The 16317-nt window shown below is 55.4% G+C and carries 17 protein-coding genes; 9 read left to right on the top strand and 8 right to left on the bottom strand.

Going from position 1 to position 16317, the window contains the following annotated elements; all coding sequences use genetic code 11:
- The first annotated feature begins 52 nt into the window (after positions 1-52).
- Entirely contained in the window at positions 53-673 is a 621-nt protein-coding gene (gene sodA / locus AK59_RS0106575) for a superoxide dismutase [Mn] (protein ID WP_003861999.1), read from the top strand.
- 66 nt (positions 674-739) lie between these two features.
- Positions 740-1414 carry a 6-hydroxyaminopurine reductase gene (yiiM, locus tag AK59_RS0106570; protein WP_029882331.1) on the top strand — a complete coding sequence of 225 codons (675 nt, stop codon included), beginning with the start codon at positions 740-742 and terminating at the stop codon, positions 1412-1414.
- Between the two features lie 98 nt (positions 1415-1512).
- Here the strand turns inward: yiiM and cpxA are convergent, their stop codons facing one another.
- Positions 1513-2886: an envelope stress sensor histidine kinase CpxA gene (gene cpxA / locus AK59_RS0106565; protein ID WP_013099331.1), complete on the bottom strand. Its 1374-nt coding sequence runs from the start codon at positions 2884-2886 to the stop codon at positions 1513-1515.
- Positions 2883-3581, bottom strand: coding sequence for an envelope stress response regulator transcription factor CpxR (gene cpxR / locus AK59_RS0106560; RefSeq protein ID WP_003862004.1), 699 nt, complete (start codon positions 3579-3581; stop codon positions 2883-2885). The genes cpxA and cpxR overlap by 4 nt, the downstream gene beginning before the upstream one ends.
- A 150-nt stretch (positions 3582-3731) precedes the next feature.
- On the opposite strand from cpxR, the gene cpxP reads away from it, so the two are divergent.
- From cpxP to AK59_RS0106530, 6 genes are all read left to right on the top strand, one after another.
- Positions 3732-4238 (top strand): cell-envelope stress modulator CpxP, encoded by a 507-nt coding sequence (gene cpxP / locus AK59_RS0106555; RefSeq protein WP_013099329.1) that lies wholly within the window; start codon positions 3732-3734, stop codon positions 4236-4238.
- 153 nt (positions 4239-4391) lie between these two features.
- Positions 4392-5285, top strand: coding sequence for a CDF family cation-efflux transporter FieF (gene fieF / locus AK59_RS0106550; RefSeq protein ID WP_013099328.1), 894 nt, complete (start codon positions 4392-4394; stop codon positions 5283-5285).
- Between the two features lie 174 nt (positions 5286-5459).
- Complete coding sequence (gene pfkA, locus AK59_RS0106545) at positions 5460-6422, top strand: 6-phosphofructokinase (protein ID WP_013099327.1); 963 nt, start codon at positions 5460-5462, stop codon at positions 6420-6422.
- 235 nt (positions 6423-6657) lie between these two features.
- Positions 6658-7647, top strand: coding sequence for a sulfate ABC transporter substrate-binding protein (locus tag AK59_RS0106540; protein ID WP_013099326.1), 990 nt, complete (start codon positions 6658-6660; stop codon positions 7645-7647).
- A 110-nt stretch (positions 7648-7757) separates the two neighbouring features.
- Complete coding sequence (locus AK59_RS0106535) at positions 7758-8501, top strand: CDP-diacylglycerol diphosphatase (protein WP_020686902.1); 744 nt, start codon at positions 7758-7760, stop codon at positions 8499-8501.
- Between the two features lie 73 nt (positions 8502-8574).
- Positions 8575-9879: an SLC13 family permease gene (locus tag AK59_RS0106530; RefSeq protein ID WP_029882330.1), complete on the top strand. Its 1305-nt coding sequence runs from the start codon at positions 8575-8577 to the stop codon at positions 9877-9879.
- A gap of 47 nt (positions 9880-9926) precedes the next feature.
- On the opposite strand, the gene tpiA is transcribed toward AK59_RS0106530, so the two are convergent.
- Together tpiA and AK59_RS0106520 are read right to left on the bottom strand one after the other, a co-directional pair.
- On the bottom strand, positions 9927-10694 hold the full coding sequence (gene tpiA / locus AK59_RS0106525) for a triose-phosphate isomerase (RefSeq protein ID WP_003862019.1): 768 nt from the start codon (positions 10692-10694) through the stop codon (positions 9927-9929).
- A 111-nt stretch (positions 10695-10805) separates the two neighbouring features.
- Complete coding sequence (locus AK59_RS0106520) at positions 10806-11402, bottom strand: DUF1454 family protein (RefSeq protein WP_029882329.1); 597 nt, start codon at positions 11400-11402, stop codon at positions 10806-10808.
- 112 nt (positions 11403-11514) lie between these two features.
- On the opposite strand from AK59_RS0106520, the gene AK59_RS0106515 reads away from it, so the two are divergent.
- Positions 11515-11934, top strand: coding sequence for a DUF805 domain-containing protein (locus AK59_RS0106515; RefSeq protein WP_020686904.1), 420 nt, complete (start codon positions 11515-11517; stop codon positions 11932-11934).
- Here the strand turns inward: AK59_RS0106515 and fpr are convergent, their stop codons facing one another.
- The 4 genes from fpr to AK59_RS0106495 form a co-directional block, all read right to left on the bottom strand.
- The gene (fpr, locus tag AK59_RS0106510) at positions 11935-12681 is read right to left on the bottom strand and encodes a ferredoxin--NADP(+) reductase (protein ID WP_013099320.1); all 747 of its coding nucleotides are present in this window, start codon (positions 12679-12681) and stop codon (positions 11935-11937) included. It lies immediately after the preceding gene.
- A 96-nt stretch (positions 12682-12777) separates the two neighbouring features.
- Positions 12778-13788, bottom strand: a complete 1011-nt coding sequence (glpX, locus tag AK59_RS0106505) for a class II fructose-bisphosphatase (RefSeq protein ID WP_029882328.1) — start codon at positions 13786-13788, stop codon at positions 12778-12780.
- A gap of 165 nt (positions 13789-13953) precedes the next feature.
- A complete protein-coding gene (gene glpK, locus AK59_RS0106500; RefSeq protein ID WP_020686906.1) occupies positions 13954-15462 on the bottom strand; it encodes a glycerol kinase GlpK in 1509 nt (502 codons plus the stop codon).
- Between the two features lie 21 nt (positions 15463-15483).
- Positions 15484-16317: MIP/aquaporin family protein (locus tag AK59_RS0106495; RefSeq protein WP_029882327.1), on the bottom strand; the 834-nt coding region annotated here is incomplete at its 5' end.

The raw sequence follows: 16317 nt of genomic DNA, 5'->3' as shown, positions 1-16317 counted from the left end.
ACTGCTTACGCGGCATTAACAGCTGTGCCGCCCGACACTAATGGAGAGGATTATGAGTTATACACTGCCATCCCTGCCGTATGCCTATGACGCACTGGAACCGCATTTCGACAAGCAGACGATGGAAATCCATCACACTAAACACCACCAGACCTATGTGAACAACGCGAATGCTGCGCTGGAAAGCCTGCCAGAGTTCGCTAACCTGCCTGTTGAAGAGCTGATCACCAAACTGGACCAGCTGCCAGCGGACAAGAAAACCGTACTGCGTAACAACGCGGGCGGCCACGCTAACCACAGCCTGTTCTGGAAAGGCCTGAAAACCGGTACCACCCTGCAGGGCGACCTGAAAGCGGCTATCGAGCGCGACTTCGGTTCTGTTGATAACTTCAAAGCGGAATTCGAAAAAGCGGCTGCAACCCGTTTCGGCTCCGGCTGGGCGTGGCTGGTTCTGAAAGGTGACAAACTGGCGGTCGTTTCTACCGCAAACCAGGACTCCCCGCTGATGGGTGAAGCGATCTCTGGCGCATCTGGTTTCCCAATTCTGGGTCTGGACGTGTGGGAACACGCTTACTACCTGAAGTTCCAGAACCGTCGCCCGGACTACATCAAAGCCTTCTGGGATGTGGTGAACTGGGACGAAGCTGCAGCGCGTTTCGCCGCGAAAAAATAAGGTTGCATTGATGCCTGTGAGAAGCGAGTCTGTTGACTCGCTTTTTTTGTATCTGAAGGAGTAGAGATGCATTACCCGGTGAATGTGTTTACAGGCAAGGTAAGGGAATACGACGGCAGCCGCCCGAGCGCCATCGGCAAAGTGCAGGTCGACGGAGAGCTGACGTTAACCGAGCTCGGGCTTGCGGGCGACGAGCAGGCCGAGAAGAAAATCCACGGCGGGCCCGAACGCGCGCTGTGCCACTATCCGCGCGAGCATTATCAATACTGGATAACCGAATTCCCTGAACAGGCGGACCTGTTCGTCGCCCCCGCGTTCGGTGAGAATCTCTCCACCGAAGGGCTGACGGAGAAGAACGTCTTCATCGGTGATATTTTCCGCTGGGGTGATGCCCTGATTCAGGTAACGCAACCGCGCTCGCCATGCTTCAAGCTTAACTTCCATTTCGGCATTAACGACATGTCCGCACGGCTGCAGAGCGCGGGCAAAACCGGCTGGTTGTACCGGGTGGTGCTGGCGGGGCAGGTGTCTGCGGATGCGCCGCTGGAGCTGGTGTCGCGCCTGAGCGATGTGTCGGTGTATGACGCTTGTGCCATTGCCTGGCATATGCCGTTTGATGACGAGCAATATCATCGGCTGCTGTCGGCGGCAGGGTTATCCACCAGCTGGACAAGAACGATGCAGAAACGCCGCACTAGTCGGCAGATTGAGGATAATTCGCGGAGATTGTGGGGTAAATAGTGCCCCTCACCCCGGCCCTCTCCCCAAAGGGGCGAGGGTGAAAAAACCGCACCGAGCAGTCCCCTCTCCCCTTTGGGGAGAGGGTTAGGGTGAGGGGATTACGCGCGCTTATACAACGGTAGCCACAGCGTTAACCGCAGCCCGCCCAACGGACTGTCGTCGGCTTTCACCCAGCCGCGATGCTGCTGCATAGCGGTTTCAACAATCGCCAGACCCAGCCCGGTACCGCCAGATTCACGGTCCCGCGCCTCGTCGGTGCGGTAGAACGGACGGAAAATCTGCTCGCGATCTTCCGGGCTTACGCCAGGACCATCGTCATCCACAATGATGGTGATACCGTCTTTATCCACCGAGAAGGCCACCTCAATCTTCGTATGCGAGTAGCGCAGGGCGTTACGCACGATATTCTCCAGCGCGCTCTCCAGCGTGTTGGGGTTACCGTACAGCGGCCATGGCCCCGGCGGGAAGTTGACGGTGAACGATTTACCCATCTGTTCCGCTTCGAACGCCGCGTTGTCTAACACTTCATGCCACAGCTGATTGGCTTTCACCGTTTCGCTCACCAGCGCGTTTTTCTGCTGATTGCGCGACATCACCAGCAGATCGTTGATCATGCTGTCCAGACGCTGGGCTTCGGTTTCGATACGTTCCAGCTCTTTGCTCTCACCGCTGCGGCGACGCAGCAGTGCGGTGCCCAGCTGGAGCCGCGTGAGCGGCGTACGCAGTTCGTGCGAGATATCCGACAGCAGCCGCTGCTGCGTGGTCATCATGCGCTCAAGAGCGGTGATCATCTGGTTGAAACTGGCCCCGGCGGCAAGAAACTCCTGCGGTCCGGCTTCCAGCTCAGGGTGCTGTCGCAGGTTACCCTGCGCCACTTCGTCGGCGGCGTTTTTCAGCTTACGCGCCGGTTTTGCCAGGCTCCACGCCAGCCATAACAGCAGTGGAGAACTGACCAGCATCGTCACAATCAGCAGCAGAAGCGGACGGTCAAACAGCAGGTTGATAAAATCGGACTGGGAATTGCTCGCCGGGCGAATCAGATAGAGCTGGTAGTTATCTTCCCCATCCCTGACTGAGAAAGGGCCCACCATCTCAACCCGACCATATTTTTTCTTCTGCGGATGATCGGCGTTATCCGCCTGGCCAATAAAGTTGCGGATGATCTGCATTTCATTGCGATCCGCGCCAATCACTCGGCCTTCGCTGGTCACCAGCAGCAGGCGTTGTCCGGGAGGTGCCCATTTGTCGATAGCGCGAAACAGCCTGCGCCACCACATCAAATCGTTTGGCGGATCGTTTGCCAGCTCGGCTTCTACGTGCTGCTCGATCATCACGCCCTGACGTTGCTCGCTGTCGAGAAGCTCCGTCATCTGGCGTGAGTCGAGTTTTGGCAACATCAAAACCAGCATTAAAACCAGTGCCAGCGTCAGCCAGAAGATGGCGAAGATGCGGGCGGTTAAGCTTCCTATCATGAAGCGGAAACCATCAGATAGCCGCGACCACGCAGGGTTTTAAACCACGGATGACCGTCTTTACGCTCCGGCAGTTTGCGGCGCAGGTTCGAGATATGCATATCGATGGCGCGGTCAAACGGCGTGAGGCGTTTACCCAGCACTTCCTGGCTTAAGTGTTCACGCGATACCACCTGGCCGAGGTGCTGCGCCAGCAGATACAGCAGCGTGAACTCGGTACCGGTCAGCTCCAGCGTTTCACCGTCAAAGCTCGCTTCCTGACGACCCGGATTGAGGCTCAGGGAGTCCACTTCCAGCGTCGGTGAACTGTTGTCAGTATTCTGCTGCTGTTCGCTCCAGTGGGAACGACGCAGGATAGCGCGAATACGGGCGACCAGTTCGCGGTCGTTGAACGGCTTCGGTAGATAGTCATCCGCACCCAGCTCAAGGCCGAGTACACGGTCTAGTTCGCTGCCGCGTGCGGTCAGCATGATAACGGGGGTCTGGTGTGTCTGGCGAAGCTCTTTCAGCGTATCAATGCCGTTTTTCTTCGGCATCATGACGTCGAGCAAAAGTAGATCGATGCTGTCGTCAAGGAGACTCAGCGCCTGCTCGCCATCATGGGCGACCAGAACGTTGAAACCTTCCATGTCGAGCAACTCCTTTAAAAGAGATGTGAGCTCTCGGTCATCATCAACTAACAGGATTTTATTCATTGTTTAAATACCTCCGAGGCAGAAATTACGACATCAAGGCTATCTAATCCATGACTTTACGTTGTTTTACACCCCCTGACGCATGTTTGCAGCCTGAATCGTAGACTGTCTCTCGTTGAATCGCGACATGAAAGATTTTGGGAGCAAGTGATGCGCAAAGTTACCGCTGCCGTCATGGCCTCAACGCTGGCGTTCAGTGCGTTTAGCCAGGCCGCTGTAGCTATCATCGGCGATAACGCGTCCTCACAAGAGGGCATCGCGCAGCACAGCAGCCAAAGCCATATGTTTGACGGCATAAGTTTAACCGAACATCAGCGTCAACAGATGCGAGATCTGATGCAGAGGGCACGACACGATCAGCCCCCTGTTAATGTTAGCGAAATGGAGACAATGCATCGCCTTGTCACCGCAGAAAATTTTGACGAAAACGCTGTACGTGCTCAGGCAGAAAAAATGGCACAGGAGCAGGTTGCCCGCCAGGTAGAGATGGCGAAGGTTCGCAACCAGATGTTCCACCTGTTGTCGCCCGAGCAGCAAGCGGTTTTGAACCAGAAACATCAGCAACGTATGGACCAATTGCGTAAGGTTGCACGGATGCAGCGAAGCTCAGAAACGACGCTTTTCAGTAGCAATAGCAGTACCCGTAGTAACCAGTAAACCCTGTTTTCCTTGCCATAGACACCATCCCTGTCTTCCCCCACATGATGTGGGGGTTTTTTTTGCCCTTCATTCTGATGTGTTAACCGTTTATTCATCCTTTGACTCCGTAACCTTCCGTTATACTAGCGGCATGGCATGACAGGAGTATTTATGAATCAATCCTATGGAAGACTGGTCAGCCGGGCCGCCATTGCCGCGACGGTCGTGGCCTCAAGCTTACTGGTCATCAAAATATTCGCGTGGTGGTACACGGGCTCGGTCAGTATTCTGGCGGCGCTGGTGGACTCGCTGATGGATATTGCCGCCTCGCTGACCAACCTGCTGGTGGTACGTTACTCGCTGCAACCGGCGGATGAAGAGCACACCTTCGGGCACGGCAAAGCCGAATCGCTGGCGGCGCTGGCGCAAAGTATGTTTATTTCCGGCTCTGCGCTGTTTCTGTTTTTAACCGGCATTCAGCATCTTGTTTCGCCATCACCCATGAACGATCCCGGCGTGGGCGTGGTGGTGACTGTGGCTGCACTTATATGCACCCTTGTTCTTGTAACGTTCCAGCGCTGGGTGGTTCGAAAAACGCAAAGTCAGGCTGTACGGGCGGATATGCTTCATTATCAGTCTGATGTTATGATGAATGGCGCTATTCTTATTGCGCTCGGTCTGGCCTGGTATGGCTGGCATCGGGCCGATGCGTTATTTGCGTTAGGGATTGGCATCTATATTTTATACAGCGCTTTGCGGATGGGGTATGACGCGGTGCAATCGCTTCTTGACCGTGCGCTCCCCGACGCAGAACGCGATGAAATTTATACTATCGTGACCTCCTGGCCGGGTGTCAGTGGTGCTCACGATCTTCGTACGCGGCAGTCAGGGCCGACCCGCTTTATTCAGATTCACATAGAAATGGAAGACAACCTGCCATTGGTTCAGGCTCACGTTATTGCTGAGCAGGTGGAGCAGGCGATTTTGCAGCGTTTTCCTGGGTCAGACGTCATTATTCACCAGGATCCCTGCTCGGTTGTACCCGGTTATGTTGGGCTTTCGTAATTCGTTGTAAAAAAGTGAGCCAGGCCAGCATTTTGTGTATAAATTACCGCCATTTGGTCTGACCTGAATCAATTCAGCTAGAAGTGGTTGATATACTATTTGCAGTATTCGTTGGTCGACAAGTTTCTTCCGGCAACAGATTTCAATTTTGCATTCCTAAGTTCAGAGGTAGTCATGATTAAGAAAATCGGTGTGTTGACAAGCGGCGGTGATGCGCCGGGCATGAACGCGGCAATTCGTGGGGTTGTTCGTGCAGCGCTGACGGAAGGTCTGGAAGTTTTTGGTATCTATGATGGTTATCTGGGTCTGTATGAAGACCGTATGGTTCAGCTCGACCGTTACAGCGTATCTGACATGATTAACCGCGGTGGTACTTTCCTCGGTTCTGCGCGCTTCCCGGAATTCCGCGACGAACACGTGCGTGAAGTGGCTATCGAGAACATGAAAAAACGCGGCCTCGACGCACTGGTTGTTATCGGTGGTGATGGTTCGTACATGGGTGCAAAACGTCTGACTGAAATGGGCTTCCCGTGCATCGGTCTGCCTGGCACCATCGACAACGACATCAAAGGTACTGACTACACCATCGGTTACTTCACCGCCCTGGGTACCGTTGTGGAAGCGATTGACCGTCTGCGTGACACCTCTTCTTCTCACCAGCGTATCTCCATCGTTGAAGTGATGGGCCGTTACTGTGGTGACCTGACCCTGGCTGCGGCTATCGCGGGCGGTTGTGAGTTCGTCGTGGTTCCGGAAGTGGAATTCAGCCGTGAAGATCTGGTTGCAGAAATCAAAGCCGGTATCGCTAAAGGTAAGAAACACGCCATCGTCGCGATCACCGAGCATATCTGTGATGTTGATGAGCTGGCGAAGTACATCGAAGCAGAAACCAAACGCGAAACCCGCGCGACCGTTCTGGGTCACATCCAGCGTGGTGGTTCCCCGGGTCCATACGACCGTATCCTGGCTTCCCGCATGGGTGCGTACGCCATTGAACTGCTGCTGCAGGGTCACGGCGGTCGTTGCGTCGGTATTCAGAACGAAAAACTGGTTCACCATGACATCATCGACGCCATCGAAAACATGAAGCGTCCGTTCAAAGGTGACTGGCTGGACTGCGCGAAAAAACTGTACTGATCGGTGTTTGTATTGTGCCGGGTGGCGGCAAGGTAAATGCAAAACGGTAACCCCAGGGTTACCGTTTTTTATGGTTGCGCCCTCTCCCGTGGGAGAGGGTTGGGGTGAGGGCATCAGGCCACTCATCCACTTTTTTATTCCTCAAAGTTATAGCCAATCTTTTTTTATTCTTTAATCATCAATTCCGTTTCTGGCACGCTGCATTCATCAAAACACTACACATGAGAGCTGGGCGATGAATAAATGGGGCGTGGGTTTAACATTATTGCTGGCATCGACCAGCGTTCTGGCTAAGGACATCCAGTTACTGAACGTGTCATACGACCCGACGCGTGAGCTGTACGAGCAGTACAACAAAGCCTTTGCGGCACACTGGAAACAGGAAACGGGCGACAACGTGGTGGTTCGCCAGTCTCATGGCGGCTCTGGTAAGCAGGCGACCTCCGTCATCAACGGCATTGAAGCGGATGTGGTGACTCTGGCGCTGGCCTACGATGTGGACGCAATTGCCGAACGTGGCCGCATCGACAAAAACTGGATCAAACGCCTGCCGGATAACTCCGCGCCATATACTTCGACCATCGTTTTCCTGGTGCGTAAAGGCAACCCGAAACAGATCCATGACTGGAACGACCTGGTTAAACCTGGCGTATCGGTCATCACGCCGAACCCGAAAAGCTCCGGCGGCGCACGCTGGAATTACCTGGCAGCCTGGGGCTATGCCCTGCATCACAACAATGGCGATCAGGCCAAGGCTCAGGAGTTCGTCAAAGCGCTGTATAAAAACGTTGAAGTGCTCGACTCCGGCGCACGTGGCGCCACCAATACCTTCGTAGAGCGCGGCATTGGCGATGTGCTGATTGCCTGGGAAAACGAAGCCCTGCTGGCAACCAACGAACTGGGTAAAGACAAATTCGAGATCGTGACCCCGAGCGAATCTATTCTCGCCGAGCCGACCGTTTCTGTGGTGGATAAAGTGGTCGATAAGAAAGGGACCAAAGCGGTGGCGGAAGCCTACCTGAAGTATCTCTATTCGCCAGAAGGCCAGGAAATTGCGGCGAAAAACTTCTATCGCCCACGCGATCCGGCGGTTGCGAAGAAATACGACAGCGTTTTCCCCAAACTGAAGCTCTTCACCATTGATGATGAGTTTGGCGGCTGGACAAAAGCCCAGAAAGACCACTTCTCTAACGGCGGTACATTCGATCAGATCAGCAAACGCTAGGCTTTTGTAACGAACGACACGGTGACCCGGTGTGAGAAATCCGCCGGGTTTTTTATTTGGTCATCATTTTGCGTTACTCTTTGGCCTCTATCGAAAACAGGGAACGCATTGTGAAAAAAATTATCTTACTGATTCTGATTGTTATCGCCCTTGCCGCGGGTGGCGTGTACTGGATGAAAGCAGGTAATCCGAATGCGTTGCGTCACATCGTGCTGGACCAGTGTGTGCCGAATCAGATCCAGCACCGCAATCCGGCGCCGTGTGCACAGGTGAAACCTGACGCGGGCTATGTGGTGTTCAAGGATCGCAACGGTCCGCTGCAGTACTTATTGATGCCCACCTACCGCATCAACGGCACCGAAAGCCCACTTCTGACAAAGCCTCAAACACCGAACTTCTTCTGGCTGGCATGGCAGGCCCGTAGCTTTATGAGCATGAAGCACGGATCCGAGGTGCCAGACAGCGCAATTTCATTGACCATCAACTCACCCACGGGCCGCACGCAGAATCATTTCCATATCCACATCTCCTGCCTGCGCCCGGACGTGCGCGAGAAGCTCAATGCCGCGCAGGGGCAAATCAGCACCCAATGGCTGCCCCTTCCCGGTGGACTGGAAGGACATGAATATCTCGCTCGCCGGGTGACGGAGAACGAGCTGGTGCAGCGGAGTCCGTTTATGATGCTGGCGGAAGAGCTGCCGGAAGCGCGTGACCATATGGGGCGCTTCGCGCTGGCGATGGCCCAGCAGTCTGATGGCTCGTTTGTGTTGCTGGCAACCGAACGTAATCTGCTGATGCTTAACCGCGCGTCGGCTGAGGAATTGCAGGATCATCAATGCGATATCCTGAAGTGACCCCACCATAAATAGCGTTTACTCGTCCTGCCTGTCGCCGTAGACTTGCTGAAAAAAACGACAGGAGACAGGCATGTCGCTCTGGTTAACCCACCCTCTGTTTGTGCCCTCAGCGATCGTCGGCGTCACCATTGTGTTATGGGCGACGTCGCTATTGCCGGAATTCATTACCGCGCTGCTGTTCTTCACGGCAGCGATGACCGCCAGAATTGCCCCGCCGGAGGTCATTTTTGGCGGCTTTGCCTCGTCTGCCTTCTGGCTGGTGTTCAGCGGCTTTGTGCTTGGTGTGGCAATCCGGAAAACCGGTCTGGCTGACAGGGCTGCACGGGCGCTCTCCGCCCGGCTTACCGACTCCTGGGTGCTAATGGTGGCCAGCGTGGTTCTGCTGAGTTATGCCCTGGCGTTTGTGATGCCGTCGAACATGGGGCGTATCGCGCTGCTGATGCCCATCGTGGCCGCGATGGCAAAACGTGCCGGTATTGCCGACGGGTCGCGCGCCTGGTTTGGCCTGGCGCTGGCCGTTGGTTTCGGCACCTTCCAGCTTTCGGCCACCATCCTGCCTGCCAACGTTCCCAATCTGGTGATGAGCGGCGCGGCAGAGGGATCATACGGTATTCATCTGAACTACGTGCCTTATCTGCTGCTGCACACGCCCGTGCTCGGTATTCTCAAAGGGTTGATTCTGATTGGTTTAATCTGCTGGTTATTCCCCGGTAGCCCGAAGCCGCCCAGGGATCTGGCACCTGCTGAACCGATGGGGCGTGATGAAAAACGCCTTGCCTGGCTGCTGGCGGTGGTATTGGGAATGTGGGTGACGGAGAGCTGGCACGCTGTGGGGCCGGCATGGACCGGACTTGCGGCATCGGTCATTGTGATGCTGCCACGCGTAGGTTTTATCACCGGAGAAGAGTTCTCGGCGGGGGTGAATATGCGCACCTGTATTTATGTGGCAGGCATCCTCGGTTTGGCCATTGTGGTGACGCAAACCGGTATCGGTCCGGCGGTGGGGGAGGCGTTGCTGAAGATAATGCCGCTGGACGCCGACAGACCGTTCACCAGTTTCCTGGCGCTGACCGGGATCACCACGGCACTGAACTTTATTATGACGGCTAACGGTGTTCCGGCGCTCTATACCACGCTGGCGCAGAATTTTTCAGAGGCGACGGGCTTTCCGCTACTGTCTGTCATCATGATTCAGGTGCTGGGCTATTCCACGCCGCTGCTGCCGTATCAGGCGTCGCCGATAGTGGTGGCGATGGGCTTAGGAAAGGTGCCTGCAAGGGCGGGGATGGTGCTCTGTCTGGCGCTGGCAATTGCCACGTATCTGGTGCTGCTGCCGCTGGATTATCTGTGGTTTAGCGTTTTAGGTCGTTTGTAGCGATTTTGTAGGGCGGGTAAGCGCAAGCGCCACCCGCCACAACAGCATTACGCCTGTTTAGCCGCTTCTGCCGCTTTAACGATCACCGCGAAAGCGTCAGCTTTCAGGGATGCACCGCCAACCAGCGCGCCATCGATGTCTGGCTGGGTGAACAGTTCTGCCGCGTTAGAGGCATTTACGGAACCGCCGTACTGGATGATGACCTGCTCTGCCACTTTCGCGTCGGCTTTCGCAATGTGGTCACGGATGAATTTGTGAACCGCCTGAGCCTGCGCTGGGGTTGCAGATTTGCCGGTACCGATCGCCCAGACTGGCTCGTAAGCGATAACCGCGCCTTCGAATGCTGCCGCGCCCTGCGTCTTCAGCACAGCGTCGATCTGACGTGCGCACACTTCTTCCGTTTTGCCTGCTTCGTTTTCTGCTTCGGTTTCACCGATGCACAGAACCGGGATCAGACCCTGCTCTTTCAGCACCGCAAATTTCTTCGCGATGAACTCGTCGGATTCTTTGTGGTAGGTGCGACGCTCAGAGTGGCCGATGATGATGTATTTGGCGCCGATATCTTTCAGCATTTCAGCGGAGGTTTCACCGGTGAATGCGCCAGACAGGTTAACGTCAACGTTCTGTGCGCCCAGAATGATGTGGCTGCCGTCAGCGGCACGTTTAGCCAGATCCAGGTACATATCCGGCGGAGCGATAGCAACCGCGCAGCCAGTCACGCCAGCCAGCTCTTTACGCAGGTTCGCAACCAGTTCGTTTACCATGTGGCGGCTGCCGTTCAGTTTCCAGTTACCCATCACTAAAGGATGTCGCATTTCAATTCTCCACGCTAAATAAGCGAATTAAGGAATATGGCCACCCTGACGGGCAGCATGGTCTGTGAATCAGTATAGAGATTTTCCCTCGAAAGGCTTTGCTTTTTGTCATTAATTCGCCCCTCCGAGTGCGTCAGATAGTGCCAGCTTAATCGGTTCAACAGCGAAGGTCAGGCCTTTTTCGCCGTTATCCGCCACCACATAGCGCACCGCGCCTTCGGTTTCGGTGTAATAGCGCTTGTTTTTACCCGTAACCAGCAGTTTTTGCAGCTTTTGTTGGCTCTGTTTTTTTGTCAGTGCGGGCGTAAATGCCTGCAGCACCGCGCTCATGTACTCCAGCGCCTTCGCCTTGGCGGCTTTCTGCTCTGGCCCCTGAATCGGCAGCCAGGTGATCTGCATACTTTTGATTTTTAGCGTACCGCGCTCCAGCGCAGTGGAAGCGTACAAGTTTTCGTTAATCTTGCTGGCGGCACGGGTCAGGTTTGGAGTATCGCGAGCGCCATCAATGGCGCGAAATTCATCCAGCGGCAGCGTTGGATTGGTTTTGTTAAACGTTTCACGAAACTGACTGATGGACTGATCGAACGATGGCGCACCCGCCAGGAGGTAGGGCGCGGTTGTCGGAGCAGGGGGTTCGGCGGCGTGCAGGGGGAGACCGGCGCTCAGCATCGCGAAACACAGGAAAAGAAGGTGTGCCGAATTTTTCATCAACATTGTCCCTGGCCGTAAGTGCTCATGATTAAATCGATATCTGGTCGGCTTGTCAAAAGGTCACAACTCCAGGGTAAAATGCGCACGATATGATAATAAGGAACCTTACATGACCATACAGCAGTGGTTGTTTTCATTCAAAGGGCGTATTGGACGCCGTGATTTCTGGATCTGGATGGCGACGTGGATTATCGCCATGCTGCTTCTGTTTTTTGTGGCCTATAACGCATGGCTGAGCACGCAAACCGCGGCGTTTGCGCTAGTTTGTTTACTGTGGCCAACCGCAGCCGTAGTGGTGAAACGCCTGCACGATCGCGGTCGTTCCGGTGCATGGGCTTTTCTGATTATTCTGGCGTGGATGCTGGTCGCCGGGAACTGGTCAATACTTCCGTCCATCCTCCCCTGGGTGGTGGGCAGACTGCTACCGACCATTATCTTTGTGATGATGGTTATCGATCTGGGTGCGTTCATCGGCACCCAGAGCGAAAACAAATACGGTAAAGACACCCTTGAGGTGAAATACCGCTGATCACCAGTAGTGTTCGGCGGTCATATGACCCGGTCGGCGGCGAAGGTGTTTCGTCATCTGCCGGGTATCTTTCAGAAGCTGCTGAGTGTCCCGTACCATCTGCGGGTTACCACACAGCATCACGTGGCTGGTTTCGGCACGCATCGGCAAGCCAACGGCCTCTTCCAGGGCTCCACTCTCAATTAATGCCGGCACGCGGCCGGTCAGCGAACCTGCTGCCGTTTCGCGGCTTACCACGGTCTGGATTTTCAGCTTTCCGGCATACTGCCGCTCCAGCTCCTGCATCTGCGGCAGATAGCTTAAGTCTGCGGCGTAACGCGCGGCATGCACCAGCACGATGTTTTTAAACCGCTCCAGGTCTTTGCCGTACTGCAGAATGGAGAGATAGGGGCCGATGGCCGTGCCGGTTGCCAGCATCCACAGGGTTTCGCAGTCCGGAATTTCGTCCAGCACAAAGAAACCTGCTGCGTCACTCACAATCTGGACATCATCACCGGGTTTAAGCGCCGCCAGGCGCGGGCTAAGTTTGCCGTCCGGGACGGTAACCAGATAAAACTCGAGATCCGGATTATCGGGCGCGTTGACGTACGAGTAAGCGCGCTGCACGCGTTCGCCGTCGATATCCAGCCCCAGTTTGGCAAACTGTCCGGCCGTAAACGGATGGATGGGGGCGTGCACGGTGAGACTAAATAGCGCATCGGTCCAGAATTTTATCTTAGTGACTTTACCTGTTACCCAGTCCGCCATGATCTTCTCCTGTGCTGTTTCTCGGATCTATCTTCCGTATTTGTGATGAAGATATCCAGCCCATTCGGGCTGGAAAGCTCTATCGATCAAACGGTTTTACAGAATGTGCGTCTGTACGTCCGGGTCTTTACGATCGAGATAGTGAATTGACTGAATGCGACGAATGGTGCGCGATTTACCGCGGATCAGCAGCGTTTCCGTGGTCGCCATGTTGCCTTTGCGGGTGATGCCATCCAGCAGATCGCCTTTGGTGATGCCGGTCGCGGAGAAAACAACGTTGTCGCTGCGGGCCATTTCGTGAAGTGCGAGGACTTTATTGGCTTCGATACCCATTGCCTCACAGCGCGCCAGCTCATCTTCGCCAATGCGGCGATTCTCTTCGTTGTCGCCTTTGACCTCATGACGAGGCAGCAGGCGGGCCTGCATGTCGCCATCCAGCGCGCGGATCACCGCAGCAGAGACCACGCCTTCCGGCGCGCCGCCAATCCCGTACAGGACATCCACTTCACTGTCTGGCATGCAGGTCAGAATGGAGGCCGCCACGTCGCCATCCGGAATGGCAAACACGCGTACGCCCAGCTTTTGCATCTGCGCGATGGTAGCGTCGTGACGCGGTTTCGCCAGAATGGTGACGGTGAGTTCGCTCAGCGACTTGTTCAGCGCGCTGGCGACATTACGCAGGTTCTCTTCCAGCGGCAGGCTGAGGTCGATGGCGCCTTTCGCGCCTGGACCGACAATCAGCTTTTCCATGTACATATCCGGTGCGTTGAGGAAGCAGCCTTTATCACCCACGGCCAGCACGGCCAGCGCGTTGGCCTGACCCATCGCCGTCATGCGTGTGCCTTCGATCGGGTCGACGGCGATATCCACGGCATCGCCTTTGCCGGTACCCACTTTTTCACCGATGTAGAGCATTGGCGCTTCGTCGATCTCGCCTTCGCCGATCACAATAGTGCCGTCAATATTGACCTGATTGAGGACAATGCGCATGGCATGGACAGCCGCACCGTCGGCGGTATTTTTGTCGCCACGGCCAAGCCATTTATAGCCTGCCAGGGCAGCGGCTTCGGTAACGCGGGAAAACTCGATAGCAAGTTCACGTTTCATGAGGTACTCGTGCAATCAAAAGGAATTGCACGAAGTTTATCACAGAGTGGAGATGGTGCGGTCTGAATGGCCCCTCACCCTAACCCTCTCCCCAAAGGGGCGAGGGGACTAAAAACACCCTCTCCCCTTTGGGGAGAGGGCCGGGGTGAGGGGGTGAACTGTGTATTATTCGTCGTGCTCTTCCCACGCCAGGGCGCGTTTCACCGCTTTCTTCCAGCCGCTGTAGCGGTAGTTACGCTCGGTGGTTTCGATGCCAGGGCGGAATTCACGTTCGATAACCGCTTTTTCCTGCAGCTCGTCCAGATTCTGCCAGAAGCCGACCGCCAGACCCGCAAGGTACGCCGCACCCAGCGCGGTCACTTCGCGCACTTCCGGGCGTTCCACGCGGGTGCCCAGAATGTCGGACTGGAACTGCATCAGGAAGTTGTTCGCGACCGCACCGCCGTCCACGCGCAGAGCGTGCAGACGGATGCCGGAGTCAGCCTGCATCGCTTCCAGTACGTCGCGCGTCTGGTAAGCGATAGATTCCAGGGTGGCGCGAATAATGTGGTTAGAATTCACGCCACGCGTCAGGCCGAAAATCGCGCCGCGTGCATACGGATCCCAGTACGGTGCGCCCAGACCGGTAAATGCAGGTACCACGTACACACCGTTGGTATCCTTCACTTTGGTGGCGAAGTACTCGGAGTCGAACGCATCGCTGATAAGCTTCATTTCGTCGCGCAGCCACTGGATGGATGCACCCGCCATGAACACCGCACCTTCCAGCGCATAGTTCACTTCACCGCGTGGGCCGCAGGCGATGGTGGTCAGCAGACCGTTTTCTGATTTCACCGCTTTCTCGCCGGTATTCATCAGCATAAAGCAGCCGGTACCGTAGGTGTTTTTCGCCATCCCTTCTTTAACACACAGCTGGCCGAACAGCGCCGCCTGCTGGTCACCGGCGATACCGGCGATAGGAATACGCGTGCCGCCTTTACCACCGATGTTGGTCTGACCGTACACTTCAGAAGATTTACGTACTTCTGGCAGCATAGCGCGTGGAATATCCAGCGCGTCCAGCATCTTATCATCCCACTCCAGCGTGTTGATGTTGAACAGCATGGTGCGCGAGGCGTTGGTGTAGTCCGTGACGTGGACGCGACCCTGGGTCATCTTCCAGATAAGCCAGGTATCGACGGTACCGAACAGCAGTTCGCCGCGTTTTGCACGCTCACGTGAACCTTCCACGTGGTCAAGGATCCACTTCACTTTGGTACCCGAGAAATACGGGTCGACCACCAGGCCCGTGGCGCTGCGGACGTACTCTTCCATACCGTCGCGCTTCAGCTGTTCGCAAATCTCTGACGTACGACGACACTGCCAGACGATGGCGTTATAAATTGGCTTGCCGGTTTCACGTTCCCAGACGATTGTCGTTTCACGCTGGTTGGTAATACCAATCGCGGCTATTTCGTCAGAACTGATATCGGCTTTCGCCAGCACTTCGACCAGCGTGGAGCTTTGCGATGCCCAGATCTCCATCGGGTCGTGCTCTACCCAGCCTGGACGAGGATAGATTTGCTCAAATTCACGCTGTGACACGCTGACAATGTTCGCGTCATGATCCATTACGACAGCGCGGGAGCTGGTGGTGCCCTGGTCGAGCGCAACGATATATTTTTTTTCGGTCATGGTGTAAGTCCCGTAGTCAGATTACAGCGAAGCTTTTTGTTGTGCGGTAGAAGTCGTCTCTTTCTCCTCGTCCACACAGGTGTCGCACGGTAAGTGGCGACCAATTAATTTGCGATAGCTAAACGCACCCAGCGCAGCCCCGACAACCGGCGCAAACAGCGGAACCAGGAAGTAAGGAATGTCTTTGCCACCGGTGAAGGCCACGTCGCCCCAGCCTGCGATAAAGGCGAACGCTTTTGGTCCGATATCACGCGCCGGGTTCATCGCGAAGCCGGTCAGCGGGCCCATGGATGCGCCGATCACCGCAATCAGCAGGCCAATCAGCAGAGGTGCCAGCGGGCCGCGCGGAATGCCGTTTCCGTCGTCGGTCAGCGCCAGGATAACGCCCATCAGAATAGCGGTAATCACCATTTCAACTGCGAACGCCTGCACAAAATTGATATGCGGGTTTGGATACGTTGAGAAGATACCTGCCAGATCCAGACTTTCGACGCTGCCGCGCACCATATGATGCGTCTGTTCGAAGTCGATGAAAAGATTGTAATAAAGCCCGTAAACTAACGCCGCTGCGCAAAACGCGCCGGCAAATTGAGAAATAATGAAAGGAACAACTTTGCGTCCGTCGAAGCACGCGAACAGCCACAGTGCGATGGTCACCGCCGGGTTAAGATGTGCGCCAGAAACCCCTGCAGTCAGGTAGATGGCCATCGCCACACCCAGACCCCAGATAATACTGATTTCCCACTGACCAAAACTGGCACCCGCCACTTTCAGTGCAGCAACACAGCCCACTCCGAAGAATATCAACAACCCGGTACCAAGGAACTCGGCAATGCACTGGCCTTTTAAGGTTGA

Origin of the sequence: Enterobacter sp. T1-1 (assembly GCF_000710795.1) — a bacterium.
Lineage (GTDB): Bacteria > Pseudomonadota > Gammaproteobacteria > Enterobacterales > Enterobacteriaceae > Enterobacter > Enterobacter cloacae.
This window is presented reverse-complemented; position numbering and strand designations above follow the sequence as displayed.